At 61.3% G+C, this 26,400-nt stretch carries 27 protein-coding genes; 12 read left to right on the top strand and 15 right to left on the bottom strand.

Annotation, left to right across the window (positions count from 1 at the left end; all coding sequences use genetic code 11):
* Position 1: 1 nt before the first annotated feature.
* The 4 genes from ACT01B_RS02725 to ACT01B_RS02710 form a co-directional block, all read right to left on the bottom strand.
* Positions 2-562, bottom strand: coding sequence for a DUF1190 domain-containing protein (locus ACT01B_RS02725; protein ID WP_445145864.1), 561 nt, complete (start codon positions 560-562; stop codon positions 2-4).
* Positions 563-584: 22 nt separating this feature from the next.
* Positions 585-1,226, bottom strand: coding sequence for a DUF2491 family protein (locus tag ACT01B_RS02720; protein WP_445145863.1), 642 nt, complete (start codon positions 1,224-1,226; stop codon positions 585-587).
* 87 nt (positions 1,227-1,313) lie between these two features.
* Complete coding sequence (locus ACT01B_RS02715) at positions 1,314-2,006, bottom strand: PspA/IM30 family protein (RefSeq protein WP_445145862.1); 693 nt, start codon at positions 2,004-2,006, stop codon at positions 1,314-1,316.
* A 9-nt stretch (positions 2,007-2,015) separates the two neighbouring features.
* Positions 2,016-2,663 (bottom strand): YjfI family protein, encoded by a 648-nt coding sequence (locus ACT01B_RS02710; protein WP_445145861.1) that lies wholly within the window; start codon positions 2,661-2,663, stop codon positions 2,016-2,018.
* 391 nt (positions 2,664-3,054) lie between these two features.
* Between ACT01B_RS02710 and ACT01B_RS02705 the strand changes: the two genes are divergently transcribed.
* From ACT01B_RS02705 to ACT01B_RS02685, 5 genes are all read left to right on the top strand, one after another.
* Positions 3,055-3,714: a toprim domain-containing protein gene (locus ACT01B_RS02705; protein ID WP_445145860.1), complete on the top strand. Its 660-nt coding sequence runs from the start codon at positions 3,055-3,057 to the stop codon at positions 3,712-3,714.
* A complete protein-coding gene (locus ACT01B_RS02700; RefSeq protein WP_445145859.1) occupies positions 3,711-4,280 on the top strand; it encodes a hypothetical protein in 570 nt (189 codons plus the stop codon). Before ACT01B_RS02705 ends, ACT01B_RS02700 begins: the two co-directional genes overlap by 4 nt.
* A 51-nt stretch (positions 4,281-4,331) precedes the next feature.
* Positions 4,332-5,135: a radical SAM protein gene (locus tag ACT01B_RS02695; RefSeq protein ID WP_445145858.1), complete on the top strand. Its 804-nt coding sequence runs from the start codon at positions 4,332-4,334 to the stop codon at positions 5,133-5,135.
* Between the two features lie 310 nt (positions 5,136-5,445).
* Entirely contained in the window at positions 5,446-5,997 is a 552-nt protein-coding gene (locus ACT01B_RS02690) for a carboxymuconolactone decarboxylase family protein (RefSeq protein WP_445145857.1), read from the top strand.
* Positions 5,998-6,141: 144 nt separating this feature from the next.
* Complete coding sequence (locus ACT01B_RS02685) at positions 6,142-6,990, top strand: helix-turn-helix domain-containing protein (protein WP_445145856.1); 849 nt, start codon at positions 6,142-6,144, stop codon at positions 6,988-6,990.
* A 134-nt stretch (positions 6,991-7,124) separates the two neighbouring features.
* Here ACT01B_RS02685 and ACT01B_RS02680 read toward each other — a convergent pair whose 3' ends face one another.
* Positions 7,125-8,030 carry a hypothetical protein gene (locus ACT01B_RS02680; RefSeq protein ID WP_445145855.1) on the bottom strand — a complete coding sequence of 302 codons (906 nt, stop codon included), beginning with the start codon at positions 8,028-8,030 and terminating at the stop codon, positions 7,125-7,127.
* A gap of 188 nt (positions 8,031-8,218) precedes the next feature.
* Entirely contained in the window at positions 8,219-10,138 is a 1,920-nt protein-coding gene (locus ACT01B_RS02675; RefSeq protein WP_445145854.1) for an AI-2E family transporter, read from the bottom strand.
* Positions 10,139-10,522: 384 nt separating this feature from the next.
* Here ACT01B_RS02675 and ACT01B_RS02670 point away from each other — a divergent pair, with 384 nt between their 5' ends.
* A complete protein-coding gene (locus tag ACT01B_RS02670; RefSeq protein ID WP_445145853.1) occupies positions 10,523-11,248 on the top strand; it encodes a DUF4440 domain-containing protein in 726 nt (241 codons plus the stop codon).
* A 52-nt stretch (positions 11,249-11,300) separates the two neighbouring features.
* Here ACT01B_RS02670 and ACT01B_RS02665 read toward each other — a convergent pair whose 3' ends face one another.
* Positions 11,301-12,299 (bottom strand): Vgb family protein, encoded by a 999-nt coding sequence (locus ACT01B_RS02665; protein WP_445145852.1) that lies wholly within the window; start codon positions 12,297-12,299, stop codon positions 11,301-11,303.
* Positions 12,300-12,575: 276 nt separating this feature from the next.
* On the opposite strand from ACT01B_RS02665, the gene ACT01B_RS02660 reads away from it, so the two are divergent.
* Together ACT01B_RS02660 and ACT01B_RS02655 are read left to right on the top strand one after the other, a co-directional pair.
* Complete coding sequence (locus ACT01B_RS02660) at positions 12,576-12,911, top strand: ArsR/SmtB family transcription factor (protein ID WP_445145851.1); 336 nt, start codon at positions 12,576-12,578, stop codon at positions 12,909-12,911.
* A complete protein-coding gene (locus tag ACT01B_RS02655) occupies positions 12,904-13,380 on the top strand; it encodes an SRPBCC family protein (RefSeq protein ID WP_445145850.1) in 477 nt (158 codons plus the stop codon). The genes ACT01B_RS02660 and ACT01B_RS02655 overlap by 8 nt, the downstream gene beginning before the upstream one ends.
* 109 nt (positions 13,381-13,489) lie before the next feature.
* Here the strand turns inward: ACT01B_RS02655 and ACT01B_RS02650 are convergent, their stop codons facing one another.
* The 4 genes from ACT01B_RS02650 to ACT01B_RS02635 all read right to left on the bottom strand — a co-directional run bounded on the left by ACT01B_RS02650 (position 13,490) and on the right by ACT01B_RS02635 (position 16,934).
* A complete protein-coding gene (locus ACT01B_RS02650) occupies positions 13,490-13,780 on the bottom strand; it encodes a DUF2845 domain-containing protein (RefSeq protein WP_445145849.1) in 291 nt (96 codons plus the stop codon).
* Between the two features lie 141 nt (positions 13,781-13,921).
* On the bottom strand, positions 13,922-14,254 hold the full coding sequence (locus ACT01B_RS02645) for a DHCW motif cupin fold protein (protein WP_445145848.1): 333 nt from the start codon (positions 14,252-14,254) through the stop codon (positions 13,922-13,924).
* A gap of 142 nt (positions 14,255-14,396) precedes the next feature.
* Positions 14,397-15,860: a hemopexin repeat-containing protein gene (locus ACT01B_RS02640; protein ID WP_445145847.1), complete on the bottom strand. Its 1,464-nt coding sequence runs from the start codon at positions 15,858-15,860 to the stop codon at positions 14,397-14,399.
* Positions 15,861-16,163: 303 nt separating this feature from the next.
* Positions 16,164-16,934: a carbonic anhydrase gene (locus ACT01B_RS02635; protein WP_445145846.1), complete on the bottom strand. Its 771-nt coding sequence runs from the start codon at positions 16,932-16,934 to the stop codon at positions 16,164-16,166.
* 1,190 nt (positions 16,935-18,124) lie between these two features.
* Here ACT01B_RS02635 and ACT01B_RS02630 point away from each other — a divergent pair.
* Positions 18,125-20,515 carry a hypothetical protein gene (locus tag ACT01B_RS02630; RefSeq protein ID WP_445145845.1) on the top strand — a complete coding sequence of 797 codons (2,391 nt, stop codon included), beginning with the start codon at positions 18,125-18,127 and terminating at the stop codon, positions 20,513-20,515.
* Positions 20,516-20,551: 36 nt separating this feature from the next.
* Positions 20,552-21,532 carry a hypothetical protein gene (locus ACT01B_RS02625; protein WP_445145844.1) on the top strand — a complete coding sequence of 327 codons (981 nt, stop codon included), beginning with the start codon at positions 20,552-20,554 and terminating at the stop codon, positions 21,530-21,532.
* 200 nt (positions 21,533-21,732) lie between these two features.
* On the opposite strand, the gene ACT01B_RS02620 is transcribed toward ACT01B_RS02625, so the two are convergent.
* Positions 21,733-22,383 carry a glutathione S-transferase family protein gene (locus ACT01B_RS02620; protein ID WP_445145843.1) on the bottom strand — a complete coding sequence of 217 codons (651 nt, stop codon included), beginning with the start codon at positions 22,381-22,383 and terminating at the stop codon, positions 21,733-21,735.
* Between the two features lie 115 nt (positions 22,384-22,498).
* Between ACT01B_RS02620 and ACT01B_RS02615 the strand changes: the two genes are divergently transcribed.
* Complete coding sequence (locus ACT01B_RS02615) at positions 22,499-23,113, top strand: TetR/AcrR family transcriptional regulator (protein ID WP_445145842.1); 615 nt, start codon at positions 22,499-22,501, stop codon at positions 23,111-23,113.
* Between the two features lie 80 nt (positions 23,114-23,193).
* Here the strand turns inward: ACT01B_RS02615 and ACT01B_RS02610 are convergent, their stop codons facing one another.
* On the bottom strand, positions 23,194-23,547 hold the full coding sequence (locus tag ACT01B_RS02610) for a hypothetical protein (RefSeq protein WP_445145841.1): 354 nt from the start codon (positions 23,545-23,547) through the stop codon (positions 23,194-23,196).
* Between the two features lie 590 nt (positions 23,548-24,137).
* Here ACT01B_RS02610 and ACT01B_RS02605 point away from each other — a divergent pair.
* Positions 24,138-24,884: a ZIP family metal transporter gene (locus ACT01B_RS02605; protein WP_445145840.1), complete on the top strand. Its 747-nt coding sequence runs from the start codon at positions 24,138-24,140 to the stop codon at positions 24,882-24,884.
* 212 nt (positions 24,885-25,096) lie between these two features.
* On the opposite strand, the gene ACT01B_RS02600 is transcribed toward ACT01B_RS02605, so the two are convergent.
* Both ACT01B_RS02600 and ACT01B_RS02595 read right to left on the bottom strand, forming a co-directional pair.
* Positions 25,097-25,633 (bottom strand): DUF4199 domain-containing protein, encoded by a 537-nt coding sequence (locus ACT01B_RS02600; protein WP_445145839.1) that lies wholly within the window; start codon positions 25,631-25,633, stop codon positions 25,097-25,099.
* A gap of 108 nt (positions 25,634-25,741) precedes the next feature.
* Positions 25,742-26,155 carry a response regulator transcription factor gene (locus tag ACT01B_RS02595; protein ID WP_445145838.1) on the bottom strand — a complete coding sequence of 138 codons (414 nt, stop codon included), beginning with the start codon at positions 26,153-26,155 and terminating at the stop codon, positions 25,742-25,744.
* Between the last annotated feature and the right edge of the window lie 245 nt (positions 26,156-26,400).

The following is a 26,400-nucleotide window of genomic DNA, read 5'->3' as shown; positions in this document are numbered from 1 at the left end:
CTCAGCCGCCCCAGCCGCCGCGCGCGGCCGATGCCGAACCGAAGCCGCCACGACTGTCCGTGATCGCATGCGAGCCTGCGTCCGAACCACCGGAACCACTCCATGACTTGCCCGTCGACCAGCCGGAATACGACGAACGAAAGCCGCCGGCACCGCCGCTGCTCGTATAGGGCTGGTAGTCGCGGCCATCGCGGGTGCGGTAGATCGGTTGCGATTCAACATAGACGTAGCGGTTATTCTGCAAGATGCGGCCGATCAGGAAGCCGGTCATCAGCGGGCCGAAGAAGCTGCTGCCCTGGTTGTCGACGCGCGACTGGCACATGTCCTCGCCGTAGTCGCGGATGCAGTCCTCGCGCGTCTTGTAGTGCGGCGCGGATGCAACCTGGCCGTCCTGTGCCTTGTCGAACGCTTTCTGGCATTCGAGCTGCGGATTACCGGCGGTGGTGCACTCATCGACCGTCTTGTAGTTGGCCTCGGCGACCTCCGGCTTCGAATCGCATGCGGCGAGCGCAAGCGGTGCCACACCCATCAGGATGAGTTTGCAGGCAGTGGAGCGTTTCATGGCATGCCTCCGTTCACGCGCGTTAGTTGATGACGAGATCGGCGCTCGATAGGTCGCAGCCGAGCGAGATCACGTAGACGAATTCGTCGGCCGAATAATCCTCCAGCGTAAGGAAGAGATACTCGTAGCGCTCGCCCATGCCCGGAATCTCGCGCTGGTAAAGCATGGAGTAATGCGTGAGCTCGAAATCCTTTTCGCCGTCGGGCATGTGCTTGACGCTTTCGTCATAGACGATGGGCGGCACCCAGCCTGGCAGTTCCTTCGACCACACGCGCTCGTAGCGGTGGCCGGCGTAGACCATGCTGGACTGGCCGATTTCCGAACCGGCTTCAGCGAGTCGCCGGAAATCGAGCTTGGTCGGCGGATTGCGGGTTTCGGCGAACACGAACAGCTTCATGTCGTCGATGTCATCGCCCGTCATGCTGAGCTGGATCCACGCATCGTCGGTGAGATACAGCCGGCGCAGATGGCTGCCGCCGCCCAGGTCGACGCTGCCCAGCGCCTCGATCATCTGGTCGTCCGACGGGATGTCAAAGGCAAAGGCGCCTGCGTTGGCGCGGAACATGACGTTGTCGATGCGCACGGCACCGCCCAGGCGAAAACCCATGGGCAGCTCGGGCTTGGCATCGGTCGTTGCGGTTTTCTGCTTGAATAAACCAAACATGATGGACGCCCCCTCGGCGTCGGATGCGAGCGTGAAGGAACTCGGCCCGCCGAAGCGGGCGAGGTTTATCGCTGGTGCGGAGGCGTCTTAAGCGCCGGGCTTCTTGAAGCGAGCCAGCACGTCGTCGGCGGCGGTGGCGCCGGGAAGGATGCCGGCTTCGGCCAGTCGCTGCTCCAGGCCACCGTCACCCACCTGGCTGGCCACTTCGTTGGCGGCCTCCAGTTCGGCGGCATGCTGCTCCTGACGGGAGCTGATGCGATCGAGCGAGTCGAGCGCGTTGCGCACCTTGGCGTTGGCCCCGGTGCCCGCGGCGGACACGGTTTCCTGCGCCCGCTGGACCTGTTCGGTCGCCTTGACGGCATCGATGCGGCGCTTGAGCGCGGCGATGGTGACGTCGCCCTGCTTGATCGAAGCCTCCAGGCGGCTGATGTTCTCGCTCATGCTGTCGACGGTCTTCTGCAGCTCGGCACGCTCGTTCTCGAGCGCGGCGATCTTGCCCGCGCATTCGCGAGCCAGCGCTTCGTTGCCCTTGTCGATGGCCTGCTGCGTCCAGCTGCCCAGCTCTTTCAGCTTCTGGTCGATCTGGTCGGTGGCATTCGTCTTCACTTTGCGCTCGCCCATCTGCTTGACCAGCGCGTTGCGCGCGTCGGTGATGGCAGCGGTGGCGTCGCGGACTTCCTGCTCAAGGATGGTGATGGCGTTCTTGTCGACGATGGTCTGGCCGATGTTGGTGCCAGTACCGCGGACGAGGGTGACGAGTTTGTCGAAAATGGAAGCCATGGTTGTTTCTCACGCCAGAAAGGGTTGGATTTCGTGCGCAGCCAGGATGGTGTTGTGGCCGAGCGTTTCAAGTTCTTCAACGATGTTCGCGATGGAACTGTGAGTGGAGAGCTGGCCGAACACCACGTAGGTCGGCTCGCCGCTGACGTCCAGCAGTCCAAAGTCCGAGAGCGGGAACGTCAGGTTCAGCCGCAGGCACATCTCGTTGAATGCTGCGGTGTTCGCCACGTGCGAGGCGGAACAGAGCACCGAGGAAGCGCGGATTTCCGACTCCGTCACCACGATCTGCACGGGCAGGTCGCCATAGTGCGGAAGCTCCGCCTCGATCATCGGGTCGCCACCGTTTCGCATCTGGAACTGGATGCCGCGGTCGTGCGCATAACTGTGGCCGCTCAGTGCGTCGAACAGGCGCTGAGCCGTCCAGGGCTGGTGATCCATGTCGTCGTAATCCTTTCCCGTGAGCTGGGCTGTAAGTGGTCGAAGCCGGTAGGCAGCGAGACACGCCATGAGGTGGTCACGCTCTACCGGTGAGATCGACAGCTGGAGCGAAACGAGGCCGGCTCCTTTCTGTCGTTCTCGATAGCGTCGCTGGGCTTCGGTGGCGGCGGGTGACCGCTTCCGGGCCGTTTGGGGGGTCCTGTCCTGCTTGTCGGTCATGGGCATCCATCACATGTGATAAGACCCTGCCATCGAGATGGCGCGGATCATATAGCCGAATAACCGTGTTACGGTATCACATGTGATATTACGTAACAGCGGACTGGGCCGCGCCCCTGCAAAGGGAGCCGCTCTCCTGGTCGCCAGAGCGATGCGGCGCATCCGAGCGCCTTGGCGCAATCAGTGAAAGTAACACTCTCGATGAGCGGGCAGGCCGTCGCCCCGATCATCCAGTGGCGAAGCAAGCCTGCCGCATAAAACGAAAGCCAAGGGGTCAGCGACATGGCCAGACCCGGGAGGTCGCCCCCATCGCTCATGCCGGTCCATGACATCCGCTTGTCAGGGACGCGGGCACGATCCGGCCGTACCCTGGCTGGCAACACGACCACCCATGCCCCTGCACACGCACAGCGATCCGCCGACCATGCCCCACTCGGGCGAGCTGCCGCACGAGCGCCTTGCCCGCGCCGCGCCGCTCGCCGGCACGCCTGCTCAGGCGTATGTCGAACGACGAGGGATTCCGCTAGCCATCGCCGACGCAGCCGGCATGCGCTTCGACCCCGATTGGAACGGTCGGGCCGCCGTGCTGATCGGCATGTACGACCGCGACACGCGACTGGCCTCGGTGCATGGCCGTTACCTGGAAACCCTGCGCGGGCAGGACAAGATGTTCACCATCGGCACCGGTGGCGGTGTAGCCACTACGGGCTCAGGCTGGCATGGCGAGCCACTGATCCTCGTCGAAGGCATCTTCGATGCCCTCTCGCTCGCCGCATGCGGGTGGGGCGGCGTCGCCACCATCGGACGCTGGGCGCCGTGGCTGCCGGAGGTCTGCGCGAGGCGCATCGTGTGGCTGGCTTTCGACGCCAATGCGCCGGGCGAGGATGAGGTGGCGCACTACATCCAGCGCCTGCCGCGCTCAACCGCGCGCCGCCTGTTGCCGCCACCGCATTGCAAGGACTGGAACACGGCGCTGCTCAAGCGCGGCCCGGCCGCCATGGCGCGCTGGCTCCGCGAAAGCTTCCAGGCCCGTGCTACAACTGCCCGATGAGCGACTCCGCGCGTTCCGAGATCTATGTCAGTACCGATGTCGAAGTCGACGGACCGATTCCCGGACCGCATTCGCTGCTGAGCTTTGCATCGGCCGCCTATACCGCCGACAAGACCCTGCTCGGCACCTTCACCGCAAACCTCGAGCTGCTGCCCGGCGCAAGCGGCCACCCGGATACGCTCGCCTGGTGGGAGCAGCACCCCGAGGCCTGGCAGGCGACGCGCCGTGAACTGCGCGCACCCAAGACGGCCATGACGGACTACGCCCAATGGCTGGAGGCGCTGCCGGGATTGCCCGTGTTCGTCGGCTATCCGGCAGCGTTCGACTTCATGTTCGTGTACTGGTATTTGATCCGTTTCGCCGGGCGCAGCCCTTTCAGTTTCTCCGCGCTCGACATGAAGACCATGGCCATGGTGCTGCTGCGCAAGGACTATCGGCGTAGCACCAAGAATGCGATGCCCAGGCGCTGGTTCGACGACCTGCCACATAACCATGTAGCGCTTGACGATGCGCTCGAGCAGGGCGCACTGTTCTGCAACATGCTCAGCGAGAGCCGAAGGCGCTGATCGTCGAAGGCGCCACCATCGGCTCGCCCACGCAAGGGCTCCGGCGTCGCCATGAAACTGCATCTGCCAGCCATGGTTTGCTTTCGCGTCACGCGGTATTGCAACGCGCGCTGCGGCTTTTGCCTGGCGCCTCCTGACGGCGCGCACCCGCCCGCTCCTGTGCTGATGCAACGGCTGGACTGGCTGGCTGGCCAGGGCGTACGAACGATCCACTTCTGCGGCGGCGAACCCACCATTCATCCCGCCCTGCCCGAACTGCTCGCCCATGTGCAGGCAAGCGGCGGCGGATCGCGGCTCACCACCAATGGCATCGCGCTCCCAGCTCGCCTGCTGCCGGCGCTCCGCGCGGCCCACACCCGGGTCAAGCTAAGCCTGCATGGCGATCGCGCACACCATGATGCCGTCGTAGGCCGCGAGGCCTTCGATCCGGCCACGCGGCACCTCCGCGCCCTGCTCGCGGCTGGCATTCCCACCGGGATCCAGACCACGGTAGTCGCCGGTGGTGAATGGGTACTGGACTGGATGGCGGACTACTGCCTGGCCGAAGGAGTACCGCAATGGTGCGTACTGCCCTTCATCCCGCGCGGCAGCGGCTATCGGACGCAAGGCGAATACGGACTGACATCCGCGCAACGTACACGACTGCGCGAACGCGTCCGCCACTTGCGGCACACGCTTCGCGGTCGTCTCGACATCCGCTGGCTCGACTTTTCCACGCAACCCTTGCCGGTCGTCGAAGCCGACGGTCGCGTGGTGCTCGAGCGTGCAAGCGAATCGCTCGACACCCTGCTCTACACGATTCCCGGCTACACCGTACCGGCCAGGCGTGTCCCCGACTACGCATCCCGGCGTTGACTGAACAGCATTCGGGCGCCGCCTAAACCATGCCCCGATGTGGTCCACCACTACGGCGACGACTGACGGCCATGCCTGCTTCGGATGGCGATCTCGACCGGTCGCTGCAACACCTCGCCGCAATCGTTCGGCCACCTGCCCCAACGGCGGTCTCGTGGCCCGGTGTGTCACGTCACAAGGCTGCAACGGTCAGGCGCCCTTATTACCTCGCGCGTAATTGCTGCTAGCTCGACAACAGCCAATGATGCCTCCCAAGCCGTCAGCCCCTGCCGGCACACGCTCCCTCCCCCGCACTTGTGAGGTCATCATCATGAAGTCGTTTCCCGTTCACACCATCGAGTCCGCACCTGAACATTCCCGCGCTTCCCTGGAGACACTCCAAAGTGCCTTCGGCGTCATTCCGAACATCGCCGGCGCCATGGCGACATCGCCGGTGCTGATCGAGTCCCTGGTCGGCCTCTTTGGAAAAGTTCACGGCGGAAGTTTCGCCGAAGACCAGATTCAGATCGTGCTTCTCACCGATGCGGCGGCCAATTCGAGTCGGTGGGCGGTCGCATTCCACAGTGCTCTTGCTTTGCAAGAGGGCATTACTATTGCGGATGTCGACGCCATTCGAGCCGGACGTCTACCGAACGATCAAAAGCTCGCGGCGTTGTCGCTCTTGGCGCGCGCGATGATCGAGAAGCGCGGCCATCTCACTCAGCAGGACATGGATCAGTTCCTCGACGCGGGTTTCAACAAGGCGCATTTGCTTGAGGTGATTGCGATCGTCGCGGCGTCCACGATCACCAACTACACTGCCACCATCACGAACCCGCCTATCGAAGAGGCATTCAAGCAACACATGTGGTCGCGCAGTTGACGACTTGCTCCACTGGTTTACCGTCCCTCCGCATTTCACAGAGGGTGCGGTTCTTGCTTACCGACACCTTTGCACAAGTCTTTATCGACGTTACACGAGACGAATCACAAGAGCTGATCGCTGGCAACGCATGCTGGAATTCTCATGATCATGCCTAAGCACGCCCAAGACTTGCCCAAACATGAACTCGGTCGATTGCTACGCCATTGGCGCGACATTCGTGGCAAGAGTCAAATCGACCTGTCGCTCGATACCGGCGTATCGCAGCGGCATCTCAGTTTCATTGAAAGTGGACGCAGTGCGCCGAGCCGGCAGACCCTCGGCAGCATTGCTCAGGCGCTCGATGTGCCATTCCGCGACCGCAACGAGATATGGATTGCCGCGGGCTTTGCGCCGACCTACAAGGAAGACACCTGGAACGCCGAAGAGTTGAGCAGCGTGACGCGCGCGCTTGAGCGCATCCTCCGCCACCACGAACCGTTTCCAGCGATCGTCATGGACCGCCACTGGAACGTAGTTATGCGGAATCCATCAGCACTTCGCTTCTTTGGCGCCTTCATCGACCTTGAGGCGCACCCTGAACCGCGCAACCTGCTCCACCTCATGTTCGACCCGGCGGCCTTGCGCCCCTTTATCGTCAACTGGAAAGAAGCCTCCAAGGCGCTGATCCAGCGCATCCATCGCGAATCGGTCGGCCATACCCTGGACGAGCGCACACGCGAGCTATTGACGTCGCTACTCGCCTATGACGATGTCGACCCGTCCCTCCGATCCATCGGCGCCGGAGGGACTGAACCCACGCTACCCATGGTCCCCCTCAGCTTCCAAAAAGACGGTCAGGTGCTGCGCTATTTCTCCATGATCACCACGGTTGGCACGCCACAGACCATCACCACGCAAGAACTGCGCATTGAATCCATGTTTCCCGCCGACGAAGCCACCGAGACTGCCCACCGCCGACTGGTGGATGGTCTGGATAAAAGCACTCCCTGACGGAACATGCCTTCATGGCTCGAACGGGGCACGACCTGTTCAAAGGCCAGCAATGGCGTACCGGTATTCGCGGGCGAGAGGCGCCTATTGCCTGATGAAGCCAGCCGCCCTCCCAAAATGGAGAGCCGAGTGCGTTATCGGTGACGAGGTTGTTGTAACCATTGGGCGAGTGAGAGTTGCCAGATACCCGACTGCCCGGTGTAGTAGACCGTACGGCCGTCAGGTGAGAGACGCGCCCCCCATGGAATGTCTTTGTTTATGACATCGCCCATGTCCATGGGCTTGCCCCAATGGTCGCCTTCACGAAACGCGATAGATAGGCGACCGAGGCCTCCCTTTACCTTGCCGTAATCGAACAGGATGAATGATTGATCCGACGCGATGGCAGGATCGTGTATGGAAACGGTAGGGTCGCCGACTCCTGCGCTCACCGGCGCTAGATAGTGTCCGTCGCGATAGGTCGACCGCCACATGTGCATGATCTTTTCATTCGTGTCCCAACGGATGAAGTACAAGGTTCCGTCGGAAGCGACACTCGCGAAATCGATAAACACATCGTTATTGACGACCGGTCCCAGCCACACGGGGGCGCCCCACCCGTCACCTTTCCGTTGAACTTTCCAGATATTGGCACCCGGCGCGGACTTGCCACCGCTGAAGTAATTCTGCACCAATGGCTTTCCACCCGGCGTAATTGGCCGATCGGAATCGAACAAGAGATAGCTCCCGTCCGGCGCGACGAGCGGGTCCTGGTCGAACCAGCGACCGGAAAAACTGGCGATCTGCGGCGTCGACCACGAGCCGTTCACTTTATTCGACACCATGATCGTCTTATGCGGCCCGTTACTCCGATCGAAGAACACGGTGTTTCCGTCGGGAGTGAAAGCGAGCGTGTCGTCGCTATCAGCGTGAATGATGCCGTCCAGCGTGATCAGCTCAGGCATTGAAGTCGCGGGAGCTGCCATGGAAGCAAAAGGCGTGATCCATAGCGCACTGACGGCAACACACAGCGAACAGATGATCGACGGCATGCCTTTCATGGGTCATAACCTCGCGAATGAGCGTGAAAACGCATCGGTACAGCGGGTTGAAGTGATGACCGTGACATCCCAGGGAAGGCAACCGGTCATTCACCCTTGATCGAACAGCTGCCAGACAGACTAGAGCTCCTCCAAGAAAGCTTCACCTGCCGGAAGTCAGGTCGAATCATGATGGCGTTGGTGGCTGCCTAGGGCGCGGAGCCGGTCGCGCTCTTGGGAAACCGATCGATGGCCTGAAGCGCGGCCGCCTCCAGCGAGTTCACGACTTCATTGACGTCGGAACTGACAACTGCCGGCGCCTCCCCTGGCGTCAATGTGTCCGGGAGCAGCACGGCAACGATACACGCCGCGGGAAACCGGCCGCGCATGTCGACTGCCATGCTGTCGATGCCCTGTGCCCCGGTCGGATCCGTGGTGACGAGGTAGAGCATTGACACTGCATTCGGCGTCGAGTCCGGATGCGGCTCGGCCTCGAAGGCTGCGAAGTCACCGGAGGATAAATGTCGCGCATCAATATGCAGGTCGCGCAGGATGCGGGTAAGAATCTCGGTGGCCAGATCATCGGCAAGAGAGCCAAAGCCCATGCAAATAACCACCGACTGCGGAGCTACCGACAGCGGCCCCTGCCAGCGACCGCTGATGTCCTCGCGCTGCTGGCGCAGTTGGCGGCCGATACTCACTTCATCGAGAACCGATGCCCGGTGATGCCGGCGAATCCATTTTCGTCCCTCGCTACCAAGCATCTCAATGACTGTCACGATGACCTCTCGAACGCCGGCCTGCTGCTCCCGGCTGATGACCCCCCGTGCCAGGTCGGTGCGGGCGAGCTGCACGGCCGGCAAAAGAACCGCATCGCAATAGGCGGCAAACGATTTGCGTTTCAGGAAAGCACGCGCCTCGACAAGGATTTCGTCGAAGTCACCGGATAGGGCGCGCTGGTAGAGCCGCTGCTGCATGGTCAATGCCGGCGTATCGCCCAACAGGACGCTGAGCAGATCGAGTGCCTTGACGTGTCGCCCAGCGACCACGAGACACAGTGTCAACGGCGTCGACATGATCAAGCCTACCGGCCCCCACAGCGAGCTCCAGAAAATCGCCGCGACAACGACGGCCAACGGCGACAGGCCCGTCGTATGTCCGTAGAGAAAAGGCTCGACGAACTGCGCCACGACGGTTTCGACAAAGGCATACAGTGCCAGCGTCAGGAACAGCAGCGACCAACCTGGAACGACGGCCGCCGCGAACAACGCGGCGAGCACGGCCACGATCCACACACCCACATACGGTACAAAGCGCAACGTAGCGGTGAGGGCCGCCCAAAGCGGTGCGTTCGGAACCCCTATGAGCGTCAGCCCCACCCAGATCGCGACGCCCACCCCAAAGTTGACCGAGAACGTCGAGACGAAGAACCGCGACAAACGCCCGCCGGCATCGTTGATCGCCGCGGTCGTCGCACGCAGGTCCGCACCGCCGACGAGGCGGATGAAACGGTCGCGCAGGGACTCGTGCTCGAGCAAGACAAAAATGAGGACGACCAGCACGATGCCCGCCGTCTGCAATGGAATCCAGGTCGCGACCAGAACGCGCGTCATGACCGCCAGGGGGGTGCTCGGCGCCTGCGCCTGCTCCGGAACGCCATGGGTCGCCGTCGACGTCGCGCTCGATAAGGTGGTTGCAGACTTTGTCGGCAGGGAGGCATTCCGATCGTCGGACTCGCTGATCACCTTGCCGAATTCCCCTTGCATCACCTCCATGCGCCCGATGGTCATGGCGCGCAGCGTCTGAATCTTGGTGTGAACGGTCGCCTCGTACTGCGGCAGGCTTCGGGCCATGTGAACGACCTGCGTGCCGACGACGGTCACCAATCCGGTCATGACGACTGCCAGGCCGAGCACAGCGACAAACACGGAGGCACCGTGCCCCAGGCCGATGCGCCGGTACAGGCGAACCCACGGAGCCATCAGCAGACTGAGGAACAGCGCAAGGGCGACCGGAACCAGCACTTCCCTTCCGAAGTACAGCAGGGCCAATACGGTGGCGGCAGCGATGATGGTGATCGCACGCTGGGTCGGCGAGGCGGTTGGCAATGCATCGGATTCATGAGCCATGGGGAAATCTCCTCTCGCCTGCTAGGCCTTGGGCGTGACGAACACCGCGACGGTGCCCTCGGGCGAACAAGAGCATAACCGCGAGTCAGTCGCTACGCGTGGATGGAAGACCCCGGCAGAGCGGCATGCCCACTTCGGGTCAAATGCAGACCTTGCACAGGACTTTCTTGGGAAAAAGGAACGGAGACATTTTCTAATCCAGCTATGTCACCGCCCCCTCTTTCCGACTCGCCAACCTGGCTTGGTCAGACAGTAGGCGGAGCGGCTTAGGGCGTGAAGCGGCGCACCGGCCGGTACATGCTCCTACCTGGCTGCACCACGACGAACGGCACATGATTCGCCCTGCGAGGGATATACATTGAGAGCCAGACACGGGAGATAGCCATGGAACGCACCCTGCCTTACGCCATGATCATGTTTGCCGTTCTTGCCACCAGCGCCGTGCACGCCACCGAAGATGTCGCGACCAAGATCAAGCGCCAGTCGCAGGAGTTCTCCGACGCCTCCGCGTCGGGCGATACCAAGACACTGGCGCGCTACCTTGACGATCACGTGATTTTCATCAACGAGGGCGGCGACATTGCCACCAAGAAGGACATCACCACGCCTGGACCGGGGGCACCGAAAGGCGTCACGAATCAGCTGGTGCAAACCGATTTCAACATCGAAGTGCATGGCAAGGTTGCGGTAACCAGCTTTACTGATAACGCGACGGTACACGTCGGTGATCAAACCATGACGCCGCGCTTTCGTTCTACCGAAGTATGGCTGGATGAGGGCGATGCCTGGCGCATGATATCGAGCCAGACCGTGGCGCTATCCGATGACCCGCCCGCCACCTCGCTTACCGCCGGCGAGCTGGATCAGTACGCCGGCACCTATCAGGCAGCACCGGACTTTACCGTCACCATTACTCGCCAGGGCAGCCAGCTTCTCAGTGCCACCAACGGCGCCAAACCGACGACGCTGCTGGCCGAGGTCCGCGACGTGCTCTTTACCCCGGGGCAGCCGCGCGCACGCCGAGTCTTCGAGCGCGATAGCCACGGCAAGGTGACCGGATTCTCGTCCCGACGAGAAGGACACGGCGTTGAATTCAAGAAAGTCAGTTGATCCTTCATTCGATACATCGAACGTAGGACCTGCCCTTAATGACTTTGTGCCGTCATTTGGCACCGGCATCTGCTGTGCCCGTCCGATAGAGCAGCAGATGATCGGTCCCCGATTCGGATAGCCAGAGCTCTCCTCGGCGACCCATCATCTGGCGAACGTTTGCGTTCGGGCGCGGCAGCGTCAACACCTCGAAGCCCTCGGTGCGCGGATCGAAGCGCACTAGCGCGTTGGCACTCCATTCGCTGAGCCAGACGATGTCCTTGTCATCGACGAAGATCGCATACGCGTGCGGATTTTTTCCAGGCAGCGGCCATTCGCGCCATTGATGCGTTGCCGGGTTAAACACGCCGACTTTTCCTGCGGTCCACTCGCTGACCCAGAGGCGCCCTTTCGAATCGGACCAGACGCGGCGTGCGCCTTGATTCGGTGTGGGCGGCTCAATGACCTGTGCCGCGCCGCTCGCAGGATCGATGCGACCAAGGTAGCTGCCAGCCAGCGACGCGAAGTACAAGCCGCCGTCAGGCGTCACGCTGATGCCGTACGGCCCTCGCCCGCGTGGCGCATCGAAGACACGCATGCGGGTGCTGGCTGAATCGAGCTCGCCGTAGATACCATTTTGCCCGGTAAACCACAGATGCCCTCGCCGGTCGAAGACGGCCGTGTTGAGGTTGGCGTCGTGGCGATCCATCGGCAGCGGGAAACGCGTGACGGCCAGTGTTTTTGCATCGACGCGCACGATCGCATTCTGGCCGCCGTCGGTGATCCATGCTGCCCGATCCGGACCGACGATCACGCCGTGCGGCGCTGCTCCCGGGCCGAGCGGAATCCAGTCGGCCTTGCCACTGCGTGGGTCCAGCCGTCCCACCGCTCCGCGCGCCTGGGCGGTGTACCACACGGTGCCATCGGGTGACGGCGCGACATCGTGCGGCGCGCTGCCGGCGGGAACGGCGAATGTTTCGAAGGATGGCGTTGGCGCCTGCGCCGAAGCCACGTTGGGGAAGGAGCCGACCATGGCCATGGCGAACAACGGCGCCAGCCCGGATTCGAGCATTATCGTCACTGCCGCGACAACTTTTACTCTCGCGATTTCCAGCATGGCCGCCTCCCTCGCTCGGGATAGGTTTCGAAGTCCGCGGACCGCTTTATTGTGCCACCGATCCTGGCCATGGGAGGGGCGCGCTCGAAAGCGCAACTGACAGCAGCGCCATTCGCCAGTCACCGCTGCGCGGCCACGATTGATGCGCCCTTGGATCGCTGGCCAGCACTTGACATGCAAGTATTGACTTGCCTATTATTTAGGCAAGTCAATACTTGCATATGGGCGCTCATGGTCGATCTCGCCGATGACACCGACTTGTTGTTCAAAGCCCTCGCTGATCCCAGCCGGCGCACGCTGTTGGATCTGCTGCACGCACACGACGGCCGCACCCTCAACGAGTTGTGCGAGCACCTGGAGATGTCGCGCCAGGGCGTAACGCAACACCTGGACCTGCTGGAAGCGGCGCACCTTGTCACCACCGTGCGCAGCGGTCGCGAAAAGCTGCACTTCCTCAATCCCGTACCGCTGCAAGAGATCTACGAGCGCTGGATCGCGAAGTTCGAAAAGCCGCGCCTCAAGGCGCTCTCCGAATTGAAACGACGATTGGAGCAAACCGATGACTAGATCAACGTTTGTCTACGTAAGCTACATCCGCACCACGCCGGAAAAGTTGTGGGCAGCCCTGACCGACGCGGAATTCATGAAACAGTATTGGTTCGGCATGCACTGCGAAAGCGCATGGACGGCAGGGTCACCGTGGACGATGGTGTCCGGCGACGGTCAGATCTTCGACGCCGGCGCGATCGTCGAGGCCGAGCCGCCGCGGCGCCTGGTGATCCGCTGGCAGCACCAGAACAAGCCTGAACTCAAGGCTGAAGGCGACTCGCTATGCACGATGGAGCTGGAGCCCGATGGAACGGCGGTCAAGCTTTCCATCACCCACACCATCGAGCGCTCGCCCTCGAAACTCATCGAAGCCGTGTCCGGCGGCTGGCCGAAGGTCATCTCCAACCTCAAGTCCCTGCTGGAGACCGGCGCCATCGCCCTGCAGCAGCCTTACCCCAGTGAAAGCACCCGCGCCGAAAAAGCGTGAGCATGGGCAAGGCACTCTTTGATATCGGTTAGAGAGAAGCAAAGGGTCAGAGACCGTTTCAGATTTGAAGTGTCTCTGACCCCGCCCCACAAAAATGACGCACCCACCGTCATTGTTGGTACAGCGTTTCAAAGTTGGCCACTCTGCCGCCGACAATCGTCACGATGATGGTCTTTCCATTCTGCGTGTACTGCCAGTGCTCACCGGACGCCAATTGGTTATTCGGCAGGCCACCCGTCTGAGGATTCGGAAAGGCGCGTATCGTCGGCTCGCCCATCAATTGCAGTACGCGTACCGCGCTGTCGCCCACGGTCAGCACTTTGTTATTGATGCGCAGCGAAGTCTCGGCATGCACCGTACCGCTTGCGAGCAACAAGATAAAGATCAGATGGCGAAACATAAGGACTCTCCTCGACCAGGAGTAAACTCTCACAATCGGCAGAGTCCAAAACCGTTCCATTATCAGGCTGTGCCCCCATCACCTGTAGGGGATCGTCGATGTGAAGTGGCCCAGAGACACTCCAGAATCAAAGACGCGCGCCTAATCGACGATGAAAAGCTTCGCGCCCGTTGCGGTGGACGATCGATGGGCCGCATCGCCGTAGTCGGAAACCTGATAACTCATGCCGGGCATGAGAACGAAACGACGACCGTCCTTCAGTTCCGTATGCAGTTCACCTTCAAGCACGTACAACACATGGCCGCGATCGCACCAATGATCGGCCAGATAGCCGGGGCTGTACTCGACCAGGCGCACCCGCAAATCGCCAACGACAAACGTCCGCCAGCGCGCCTCACCCGTTTCGCCGGGATGTAGGGTGGGCGGCACATGCTCCCAGTCCGTGACGGTGAATGGTAAGGCGGGGATCTTCATCGGCAGGCGTTCCAGGATGGATGTCTATTCCATAGCATAACGTGGCGCCGTTTCCGAGAATCGGCACCCGGTTGACCTAGGACAGCAGGCTCGTGGTTGGCCACAGGCATCTGGCGGCGAGCCAGTGGAACAGGGACGATCGCTACCTCAGCGCGAGCACATGCTCCACCTTGCCCACCCTGTGGATCACCTTGCCGCCAACGCTCAGGCCGAACGACTGGGTAAAGCTCTGACTCGGTGTGTTGGGCAACAGGCTGTATGCGCTGTTGGCAGCCTCCACCGTGCTGTAGTTCCAGTCCACGCACGACGGTTCGGTATTCAGCACTGACATGAGGTTCGCGGCGGTGTAGGTCATGGTGCCCGCGCCGGAGGCGAGCATGGTGGTGGCGCCATTGATGTCGCCCACGAAGTTGAGCTGGAAGGCGACGATGGGTGCCAGCACCTGCGCGGGGTGATCACTGAACGAGAGGGTACGATGGCCGACGATCTGGCCCTGATTGTCGGTCAGCACATAGTTCGCGCCGATGATGTTGTCGGCGGCATCGTTCAACAGCGTGATCGTGATCTGATACCCGACGGGAAGCGTATTACTTGGCAGGTTGGCCAGCCGATCAAACATATTGATCACTTGCTGGTGCACGGAATGGAAGTTGTCCACCATGCACATCATGCCGGGCGGACTGATATTAGGATCGACCAGCACCACGTACTGCTGCGCGCCGTCAAACTCCCCCTTGGCCGAGTACGCATTGATCTGAAAGCCGAAACCGTTGGTGCCGGAAATCTCGGTATCCACGATGATGTGGACCGAGAGCCCCAGCAGGTGATTGCACGGAGTAAACACGGGATCGATGGGACCGACGCGGCGCTCCAATGCGCGACCCGCGTTGAGCAGCACCGGCTGGCCCGGGCTATACAGGAAGTAGTTCGAATTGCTGCCCAGTCCTCTCGCGGGGATGGCTGCATATGGGCCGCCGCTATTGAGCGCCGCACTGATGCCGTTGCTGCCGAAGTCTCCCCAGCCCCAGTTCGGTGAGATGGATTTGGGATAGCCGGCATCCACCGTGCCCGCACCCTCGTCGGCGCGCGTTACCCGAATGTACTGATTGCCGGCAAAGAAATAGCAGCGCGAACCGCTATACAAGGCCGCATCGATACCGTTGGCGCCAAACGAACCCCAGCCCCACACCGAGATCGGCCGCGGATAGCCCGCGTCCACCGTGCCCGGACCAGTCTCGCCGCGGGTCACGCGAATGTATTCCTGGCCCGAGAAGAAATAGCACTTCGAGTTGCTGTAGAGCGCTGCATCGATGCCGTTGGCGCCAAACGCGCCCCAGCCCCAGTTCGGCGAAATCGAGCGCGGGTAACCCGGATCGATGGCGCCCGGCCCGGTCACCCCACGCGTCACCCGAATGTATTCGCTGCCGGCAAAGAAATAGCACTTCGAGCCGCTATAAAGCGCGGCGTCAATCCCATTGGCACCGAATGACCCCCAACCCCAGTTGGGCGAAATGGTCCTCGGATAGCCGGCGTCTACGACGCCCGGTCCCGTATCGCCGCGCGTCACGCGGATATATTGATTGCCAGAAAAGAAGTAGTCATACACGGCGGCTCTCCTCGAGGGGTGCACGACCTCTCACGAGTAAATCTTCCGTTGGCGTGGCGGACCGCATGATGCGATGAAGGAACGTCGAAACCGCAGACGCGACATGCGATCCACTTCGGAGCCTAGCGCCGGTGCGCTACCCGCTCCATAGTGCGTAAGTGCTAGAGATGGGCCAAAAAACAACGTAAAAAGTCCTGTTTTCTTATCCTGATACGTAGGCCTTTTGATCAACGCGAAAGCCGTCATGATGGCTACGATCCGTGCGATGAATGAGATCCATCGGGGGCTTCCGCCGCGTGACGCTCACTCAGACTCGTCGTCGATCTCCCGACCATTGGCGTTTTGCAGAGGTCGATGGTTGTCGGGGAAGATCCGGCTGAAGGATGCAATCTGATCCTGTGACATTTGAATAGGCTGGTTGAGCACAATCCAATGCACGCCCTCCGTGCAAGGCGGCGTGGTCAACGATCCGGTATAGACATAGGCCTTGTGATCGTGGGGAAGCACGGAGGCAAGGTCCACCGTGACCGGGGGCCGGGCGTTCGTCGAAGCCTTGTTCTCCGATGCAGGAAGACTCTTGAGCACGGGCGCGAGGCTCTCGTTCTCCTTGCCCAGCTTCACCATCACGCCAACGACGACGACGCGCTTGTTTCGATCCTCATTGACGAAGTGGATTTCCAGCGGGAAGCGCGTGCCGTTCGTGGTGTGCTCACTCGGCGCGTGAAAGTGGAACTGGTCCAGTCGATACGTTTCGCCATCGAAAAGCACTTTGTCCCTGGCGTCGCCAACATCCGCCTCGACTGTATGACCGTTGTTTACCAGCTTTACTGGGCCCTTCCCATAGTTGATATGGAACTCGCCGGCCTTCCCGCTCTTGGCATCGCGCGACTCGAGGTCGATGGGAGACTGGGCCTTGCCATTGCCGCACGCCACGAACCTCGGATCCAAGGCCGACCAGTGCAAGGGACCGTTTTCCCCCGTGTACGACCAGTGGGGCAGCGACGCCCAGTTCACCGATGATGGAGGCGAGGCCAGAACGCTGACTGAGGCCACCAGGACCGCCACGACGGTCATACCGGCCAGGTGCCGCTTGGATCTATGCATGTTCATCCCCTGACGTTATGGAACGCCACCATGGGAGCCGGCCACGTCGACACACGACAACCAAGGACCGCCACCTCATCCATGTCAGAGGCAAACGCCGGAATAGCGCTGCGACCACCGCGCGGCCGATACCTCCAGGCAGGTGCAAACCCGCTTGGCAGTGGAATTCTCCCGCGTAGACCTTCGCGCCGGTGTGAAGGAACGCCTGACCGGACTTTCCTGACGCGGGCGGCACCTCGCCAAGCGAGAGGGCACCCGAGACCTATCCAACACGGATGGCGTGCAGGACATAGGAAAGGAGGCGGTTAATGGCCCTACGCCCCTCTCGATCGAGGGCCGGAGACACTACCGGATTCGAAAATGTCTCCGGCCCCTTATTGGCAGGCCTTAGTCGGAAGCGGGATCGTCTAGCGATGGTTAGATCAGGTGCACGGCGCCAACGACTTGGCGACCACTGCATGCCAACCGATGAAAATTCGTCGGTGAAGTGCAGGGAAAAGTCCGATCAAGCACGGCGAAGCAGGTCGGCATATTGAAGAGCATCGCGAAGAGATCGACGGATCATTCCGTCAGAACACAAGCCGAAGCGAAATGGTGCCCCTCCAGGTTCAACGCAAGTCGTCATTGCAGACGTCTTGCGAGCCCTATGCCGATGCGCGGCCTCAATCCTTAACCATAAAAAAGAAACGCAATGCTGGTCACCCACTCAGTTCGTCGCTGCATTCGGCAGCACGCGATAAAGCTCTCTTTGCATGCGGCAGGCAAACCTTCGTTCACCGCGAAAATTTGATGCGCGTCACGGAATGCAAAGAAGGACCTCGTAACAGGCTGACTTTATGAATTGCTTCATTCCATCTACACCGCGCTTGAACAACCCCAATAGTTAAATCGCAAAGTTCGCATGCCGCCTTGCCCGATGTTCCATGCTGGCGGACAGCGCATCTGATTCAGCACGGTTGCTGTTCTTCCGAAGCACCACAGATCGCAGGGATGCGTTGAACGGTTTAGCTGGTTCCCCCGCTCAGTGGATGATTCACTGATCGTTCGATCACGGAACGACTTCCTCTATCTAGCACACTCATCGTGTCGGCTCGAAGCATCGCCGGCAACGTCCGCTATTGCACGTAACACCCTTCGATCACCCGGGGGTTGGCAAGCATATGGCTGATATCAACGTGCTCTTCGTGACCGACGGGACCCGCTTCAACTTTGGTCCGCAGCAGGCGTCCACTGACCTCGATGCCAGTTATTTCGGCCTCACGGTGCTGCTGTCCACGCTGCGCAACACCGCCAACGTCCCGAGCATCTCGGTCTACACCGCACATCGGCGCCGATCGCAGCTCATCGCCGCCTATCCGCAGACGGCGGCGGCTATCGACTACCCCGAAGACTTTCTGTTTACCGGTAGCGCGGCCAATCCGGTCAATCTCGCCGACTACGACGTGATCTGGATGATCGGCGATGAGGGCATCAACGGTGGTGGTGGCCTTACGGGCACCGACGTACCGGTTACACCGGCGGAGCTCCAGGCGGTGGAGGAGTTCATGCGTGGTGGCGGCGGCGTGTTTGCCGTGGGTGATCACGACGGCATTGGTTCCTGCATGTGCCGGCATATGCCACGCCTGAGAACCATGCGTCGATGGGTCTTCGGTGGCAACGCGGCCAACCCAAGCGATGCCCAGGCCGATGTGACTGGACAGACCTTTGCTACCAACTGGTCAGCCGTGGGCAGTGCTACGTCGCTGCCCGATCGCAACGACACACTGCGACCCGACAACGCCGACAACCTCTACTACTTCGAAGACCAGTCCGATCAGACACCGCAGCCGGTGCTCGCGCAGAACGGTATGCCGCTGGCGAGCAGCCCGACTGTGCACACGGTGATGCGCGGGGCTGGCGGCGTGGTCATCGCAAACTTCCCCGACCACATGCACGAGGGCGAAGCGACCGACTTTCAATCGGTCATGGGCGGCTCGGGCGCCACCAGCTTCAAGCCCAACGACGGCGGCGGCAACCCGACCAAGTATGCCGTGCCTACCGGCTATGTGGTGAGCGGTGGTCGGCCGACCACCCAGGCAAGCGGCTTCACTCTAACCCCCCACGACGAGTTTCCTAATGTTGGCGGCGAGCAGGTGCAGCCCGAAGTGGTGGCCTGGGGCTCCGATCTCGGTCACGCCTCACTGGATCCCAGCGTTGGCAAAACCAATGCCAAGATTCGCGGCATGGTGAGCGTGTACGACGGACGCTTCGCGAACGTGGGCCGCATCATCACCGGCTCCACCTTCCACCATTATCTCGACAAGAATCTCATCGGCGATCCGCAGACGTCCAACCCTCCCGGGTCGACCACCGGCCCCACGGGTACGGATACCGGCTTTGCCAATCTCCCGGCGATACTCGGCCCCATCCAGCAGTACTACCTGAATGCGATTGCGTGGCTCGCACGACCCAATCCGAACTTCTACTTCTGGACCAACAAGAACGTCTTCGGTTTTGACGAAGTGCAAACCGCGCAGACACAACACTCGAACTTCCCGAGTGCCTTCTATGTGGTGTTCGATGGCGTTCCATCCGTGGGCAATCCCACGATCTCGCTTTCGGGTCCGTTTGCCAGTGGCCTTGGCTTTCAGCAGAAGTCCGCCATCACGGTAGGCAACCGAACCCTGATCCCGTTCGATATCAACAGTATTCCGACGAGTGATTTCCCGGGGAACGCCCCAGCCGCCAACCTGTTGATCCTCGAAGCCTCGGCTACGGTTGGTGGCAAGTTCTACGCGGCGGAAACGGAGTTCGAGCTAGTCGGTGGTGCCGACCCATATTTTACAAACGTCGATCCGGGTGCCGACAACGTCTTCTATCTGAGCCAGGAATTGCGCGTCTTCAAGGCGACGCCGGGCTCCGCTCCATTCGCAACATTTCCAAGCGGCGCGCCCTATACGTATATCCAGAACCTGCTGCAGTCGCTTAATTCGAATCCGAGCTTCAACGTCTCGGGCGCCAGCGATCCCTTCACGACATTGTCGTCATCGAACGACTTGCAGGAGGAAACCTCGGTCAATCCGGGCACGGCATCCTCGCCAAACTTCAATTTCGCCGTGGCCAGGGTGCGCTTGCGCCAAGGTGGCAGCATGCCACCCACCGTGCGGGTTTTCTTCCGCCTGTTCGCGACGCAATCCAACGATACGGACTATCTGCCCGAGTGGACGTATCTCAGCAACAACGATTCGAACGGTCTGCCAAGTTCACCGCTTGCAGGTGCGGACGGCACCACGTTTCCCATGTTTGCCACGCCTGGCGGCAGCGGGGACTACGGCCCCAACCAGCACGACCTGCCCATACCCAGCGGGACGACCACAGAGAGCTGGACCTATTTCGGCTGCTTCCTCGACTTTTTCTCCATCTCGCCACCGCTACCAGGGACGCACCATTGCCTGGTCGCGCAGATCGCCTACGACGGTACTCCCATCATCAACACGAGCGGCGTGACGCTCAGCCCCGAGAACTCGGACAAGCTGGCGCAACGCAATCTGCAGATTACCAATTCGGGTTAGCCGGCCACGTGCCTGTATTCCCTCCAGGGGATTCCAATGCCTCAACAAAACCTGCAAACCGCCGCTCGCATCGTTCCGCAGACATTCGACCTGAGGCCGAGCGCGCGCACGGCGCAAAGCGTCACCACGCTGCTGGGTTACCCGGACGAGCTCATGATCGATTGGGGTAACACCCCGCTGGGCAGCAAATTGCAGATCTACTGGCCGCAGGCGAGTTCGTCCGACGTGGTACGCCTGGCCATGCTGCTGTATTCCACCGCAGCCCCCACGGCGACGGACTTGAACACGGTCGAGTACACGGTGAACTCGCGCGTCAGCTTCGTGCCCATTCCGTTCGGTACCGGCGGCAACCTGGCCGGGTTGTTCACGATCGAGCTGCCCGCGGGCGTTCCGAAGGCGCAGCAATTTCAGGTCGTGGTGCGTCGTATCTCCACGCGACAAGCACCCGGCTCGAACGTGATTGCGGCCCGTCTGATGGGCGCTGCTCGAACGACGCCCGCCGCGTCGTCACACCCCGGCATCAACCGCGATTGGCGACGCGTGGTCGGCACGTTCCAGATCACCATACCGGTGAAGACTGGCGAAGAGTTGCTTAGGCAAGAGGAACAAACGCTGTCCATCATGAAATGGCGCCTGCAACAAACGCCGCTATCCAACCGCTGGTACCTCGTGCTCAAACGCTATGTGTCATTACTATCGGGCCGCGTCGATGGCTTCGGCGGAAACGCCGGCAGCATCCAACCATCCCCGATAGGTCAACTGCCGTCGCCCACCCTCCCGGATCGCTGCGAAGACACCATTGAACACCGCGGCAAGGTGTGTGAAGTGTTGTTCAACTGTTTCGGTGATTTCGAGGGCTTTGTCCTGCACACCTGCTCGGAGTCCATCGCCATACGCTCATGCGAGCGCGCCATCGCCGAGCTTGTTTTGCGTGCATGCAAGGAACGACTCGAGCTTTCCGTCTTCCTTGAGCGTGGACCATCGCACAAGCTGTGCAGGATCATTGTTCGTTGCTAGGCGCAACCAACGTTCATTACGCCTACCGTACTGCACCACGTCAAAGCGCGCGCGCAGCTCCTCAATCACGCTCAACACTTCAGATTCATAGCGGACGGGGAAGATTGACTTCCCCGCAACCGCACCTGGGTCGGGGTTGAGAAATAAGGCAGCTTGGCACCGGTTTCCGCCATTCGCATAGTGCGTCCAGGCTTGCGACCCTACCCCGCCAACGCCTTTTCGCCCCTCTCCACCGCCTGGGTCGGCCAGGGTTCTGCCCAGGCGGGGATGTGCATCAGACGATCGAGCCAGCGCACAATATGGGGGTAGTCGCCCAAGGGCATCTCGGAACGGCGCCAATCACAGGCCATGGAGGCAAGCTGGAAGTCGGCGATGGTGAGCCTGTTGCATGCCACAAAGTCGCGGCCCGCCAGATGGCCGTCCAACACGGCGGCCAGCGTCTTCAGCTCTGGAATCATGGCGGGAAGCGACGAACGGTCCGGCTCGCCGATGTGGAACGTGGCCTTGACCACGTGCTCAAAGTAGAACGGCCCCACCGCGCGTGACCAGTGGTGATCATTCCATGACAGCCAGCGAAGCACCTCGACCTGTTCAGCCGGATGGTGCGCCGGCCACATGTCCGAGCGCTCCCTTATGCAGAGATACGCCATGATGGCGGACGACTCCCACAGCACGAAATCGCCATCCACCATGGTCGGCGCCTTGCGGTTGGGATTGAGCGCGGTGTACTCCGGCGTCTTCATGCCGCCAGCCTTCAGATCCATCTCGATGCAGTCCGCGTCGATACCAAGGTATTTGACCAGCGCCAGTACGCGGCGGGGCGCCTGCGCCTTGATCCAGTAGATTTTCATAACATCCTCCGGTGCGTTTTCTTCACCACCGAGGACGGAGCATACGCAGCAACAAATTATGTTAAAGAACATATTTTGATGGTCTGTTATATCAGGCGGACGGAGGTTCCCACTCATGCCTTACAGCCCAGAACACAAGACCCAAACGCGCTCACGCATCGTCGAATCCGCCCGCCGCCTGTTCAATCGCCACGGTTTCGAGCAGGTCACCATCGACCAGATCATGGCGGCCGCCGGGCTGACACGCGGCGCCTTCTATCATCACTTCGAGAGCAAGGACGAGCTTTACGCGGCGTCTGTAGCGAGCTTCGCTACCTGCAACCCCTTCGCCGTGAAGACGCTTGACGCAGCGCAAGCGATCGACGATCCACGCCAGCTCGCGCGGATGCTGATCGATCTCTATCTGAGTGACGAAGCGCTGGACAACATCGATATGCATTGCCCGTTGTACGCACTGCCCGGCGACGTCGCTCGCGCCGGCCTGGAGCCGCAGCAGGCCTACACCGACCTGATCCGGAGCATGAGCAATATCTATCGCGCCGCGCTCGACGGCACCCACGACGCCGAACGTCGCTCAGAGACCATGGTCGCCTTATGCGTCGGCGGCATGGTACTGGCCCGCACCACCAACGATCCCAATCTGCGTCGATCGCTACGGGCCGCAGCAAAATATCAGGCGCTGGCATTGCTCGGACAGGAACAGGTGGAACGGCGAGTGTTGAACGCCTAGACCAAAGCAGGCGCTGCCCGCCGCCAGGAGCGGACCCATGCGTGGTTTATGCGCAGGACGCGAGCCAGCTGGAGAACGTGCTACCCCGGCAAGGGCAGGCATTCCATGACTTCGACGGAATCGCCCGGAAAGAGCATGAAATGCGGGTGGCGCTCGAACATCCTTGCCGCCGCCTCATGGGATTCGGCTCGCACCACGGTGAATGCCGTCAGTGCGTTGCGGATACCTTCGACACCACCTTTCGACGCACGCAGCGTCTTTCCCAAGGGCGTGCCAACATCAACGATGGCATCGCGGTGGGCTTCCACCCACTTGCCCCAGGCCTGCACACCTGTTTGTTGTCGCGCTTGCTTCTCCGCCTCGCTCAAGCCATCCCATCCAGATGCTTTGTGCGATGCCTCGGTAGCGATATAGACGGCCAGAAATTGCTTCATGATCGACTCCGACATGGGGATTTCGGACGTGACGCCTTTGGCGTATTGATCCCGGCCAAGCCCATCTTCCGGGGCATGCGCCAGCGCCAGCGCTCAAGCATACGCAGCGGGAGAATATGTTAAAGAACATATTCTCGTCATACGCGAACAGCCGGCGTTGGTGCATCGCGCTGAGGCGTGCGGGTAACGATCCCATCGACGACGAACACGTCCAACGAGAAAGGCGGTACCCGGCTGCTTTATCGGGAAGAAAGGAAGTCAACCTGGTCGCTTTTCATTCGCCTGCCGACCACATTGAGATCAGGTGGCCGATGGCTAACGGTATTTAGGCCTGGGGTGATGAGCGGCACCGCTGGCGCGCCATCCATCCGTCCCCCAAAGCCTGTCGTGTTGGGCGGCAATACCGATATTCCCGCCGGATGCGCACCGTCGCAGATAAGTAATGTTATAACATTACCCTAAGGGCCTTGGTCGTAGATCAACCAAGGAGGCGTCAGGCGCGCCTCCCGCGTCCCGGCAGACATGTGAATTCCTGCTCCGGTGCGTGTTGCGAATTCACTGATTTCTCGATGTGGAACCACGGCGAACTCATGATGGCTGCCATCGACGTTTGGAGCGCCTTAGCGGCGAGCACGCTGGTAGCGGGGGCGTCGTTCGCCGCACGGTTCGTTGTATGGTTACCTCAACGCTTGCTAAGCGGCTGGCTGCCTTGGCTGCAAGCCTCCGCCGCGGGTTTACTGCTGGGGGACGCGTTCCTTCATATGCTTCCCGAGGCACTCGCTCAGGGGGTATCCCCTGGCGACGCCGGGCGCAACATGGCTATCGGTGTACTCGGCCTTTTGCTGATCGAATGCGCAGTACGCGCGCTCAACAGGCAAACGTCGACAGCGACGTTTGCACGCATGGACATCGTTGGCGATACCTTTCATCACTTGGTCGATGGCATCGTGATCGGCGCGAGTTTCACCGTTAATCGCTCCCTCGGCTTCGTCGTCGCACTAGCGATCCTGGCACACGAATTGCCGCGCGAGATGGGTAACGCCGGCGTATTGGTTGCTGGAGGGTACTCGCCGCGTCGTGCTTTCATCCTATCGTTAGCAACGGCAGCCGCTGCGCCGGTGGGGGCGTTGAGCGTGATGCTGCTTAGCCATACGGCGATCTTCCCCGGCATGATGTTGACCTTAGCCGCCGGCACAACGATCTACTTAGCGTGCGGTGATGTCATTCCTGGTCTATGGCCCACCTTAGATACACGTCAACGCTTTACACCCGCCTTGGGCGTGATGGCGGGGCTGGCCTTCATGTGGACGGCAGCTCTCATTGAGCGCAACGCCTAGCGTGCGGTGGCGCAGAAGCCCCGCTACGTATCCTGGATACCCGGCCATGTTTGTAGGCGTTCGATTTGGAATGTCCGCTAGCCGTGACATGGTCACTGAGAACGGGTCGGAATACCTATATCGGGCCGGAAGCAGCCCTTTGCGAATAAATTACTGCACTGTTTGGAACCCGCGTAGCGCACAACCTGACTGACCCACGGTCATAAAACACTTCAACTCCGCCGCGCGGGCAAAAACCGGCTGTTGCGCAGCAGTCCCGCCGAGACCAGCGACACCAGCACCCCGACCGGGAAGATTTCCGCGAATGTCATCGGCAGGCGGTACAACGGGTTCGCATACTGGACCTTGAAGGTCTCCATGTCGGCGCTCAGCTTTGCCAGCGCCTCGGCGCTCGCGCCCTTCGCCTTCGCGCTCGCGATGATCGCCTGCGCATAGGAGCTGGCGAATTCCATGTGCGTCATCGCCTGCACCGCTTCCCACGCGACCACGTAGAAGATCCCGGCGATGAAGCTGATTCCCAGCCCGACCCCGAGTGCCGGCCAGAAGGCGATAACCCCGCCTCGGTCCACGTCCCGGTGCCGCTTAATCCCCACAAAAACCGCGCTCAGCGCGATCAGCATCGTCGTATAGCCAATCACCATGCCGTATTTCAGCGGCGGCATCCCGGAGAACAAGACGAAGGTGACAAGCTCGAACCCGCCGACGACCAAGCCGGCTATCACGCCAAATTTCAGGATGGTCCGGAACAAGGCGTTACTCCTCAATGATGGATGGCGCCGCCATTGACCGCGATCCGGCACCGTTCGGCAATCGCCCGAATGGATGATTTCGGCCTATTCATCCCAAATCATCCGGCGTCAGGGCACGATCCCAAGCTCGCGTGCCCGGCGGATCGCCTCGGTGCGCCGCCTCGCGCCCAGCTTCTCGAACAGCCGCGCCACGTGCGTCTTGACCGTGTTCGGAGAAACGTGGAGGTGTGTCGCGATCTCCTTGTTGGAGTGGCCGGCTGCCAGTTCGTGGAGCACCTCCAGCTCACGCCCACTCAAGCCCAGCGCCGCCTGCGCTTTCGGGTTGCCGTCGAAGGCGGGCGCCGCCGGCGTGGCGAAGACCCGCACGCCCAAGACGATGCCGAGCACCAGGAAGGCGGCCGCGACGAGGAACAGGTAGATGTCGCCCGAATGCATCCGTGCCAGGCGCTGGTAGTCGAGCCACTGTAGGGCGAGCGATCCCGCCGCCAGCAGCGCCCCGTAGCCGACCACCCGCTTCCACATCACCGCCTCCGCTCGCCCCGTACGAGGTCATCTTAGCGCCGGTCCGCGGGCGGCAAGAAAGGACCTCTCGATTCGACACTCGGCGGCCTCGGTCCAGCTCAGAACGTCTCGGGAAGCTACTTGGCTGGGGCGCCAGCAGGTGATCGTAAGCGGGCGCCGTCCCTGACCGGCCCTCAATACGCGGCTTCAGCCATGCTACCAAGTCGACCTCTCGCGCATGTATCAGCGAATGTCCGCCTCTCGGC

The organism is Dyella sp. Tek66A03 (assembly GCF_052567735.1).
The sequence above is the reverse complement of the archived record's forward strand: the minus strand, read 5'-3'. Positions and strand labels throughout refer to the sequence as shown.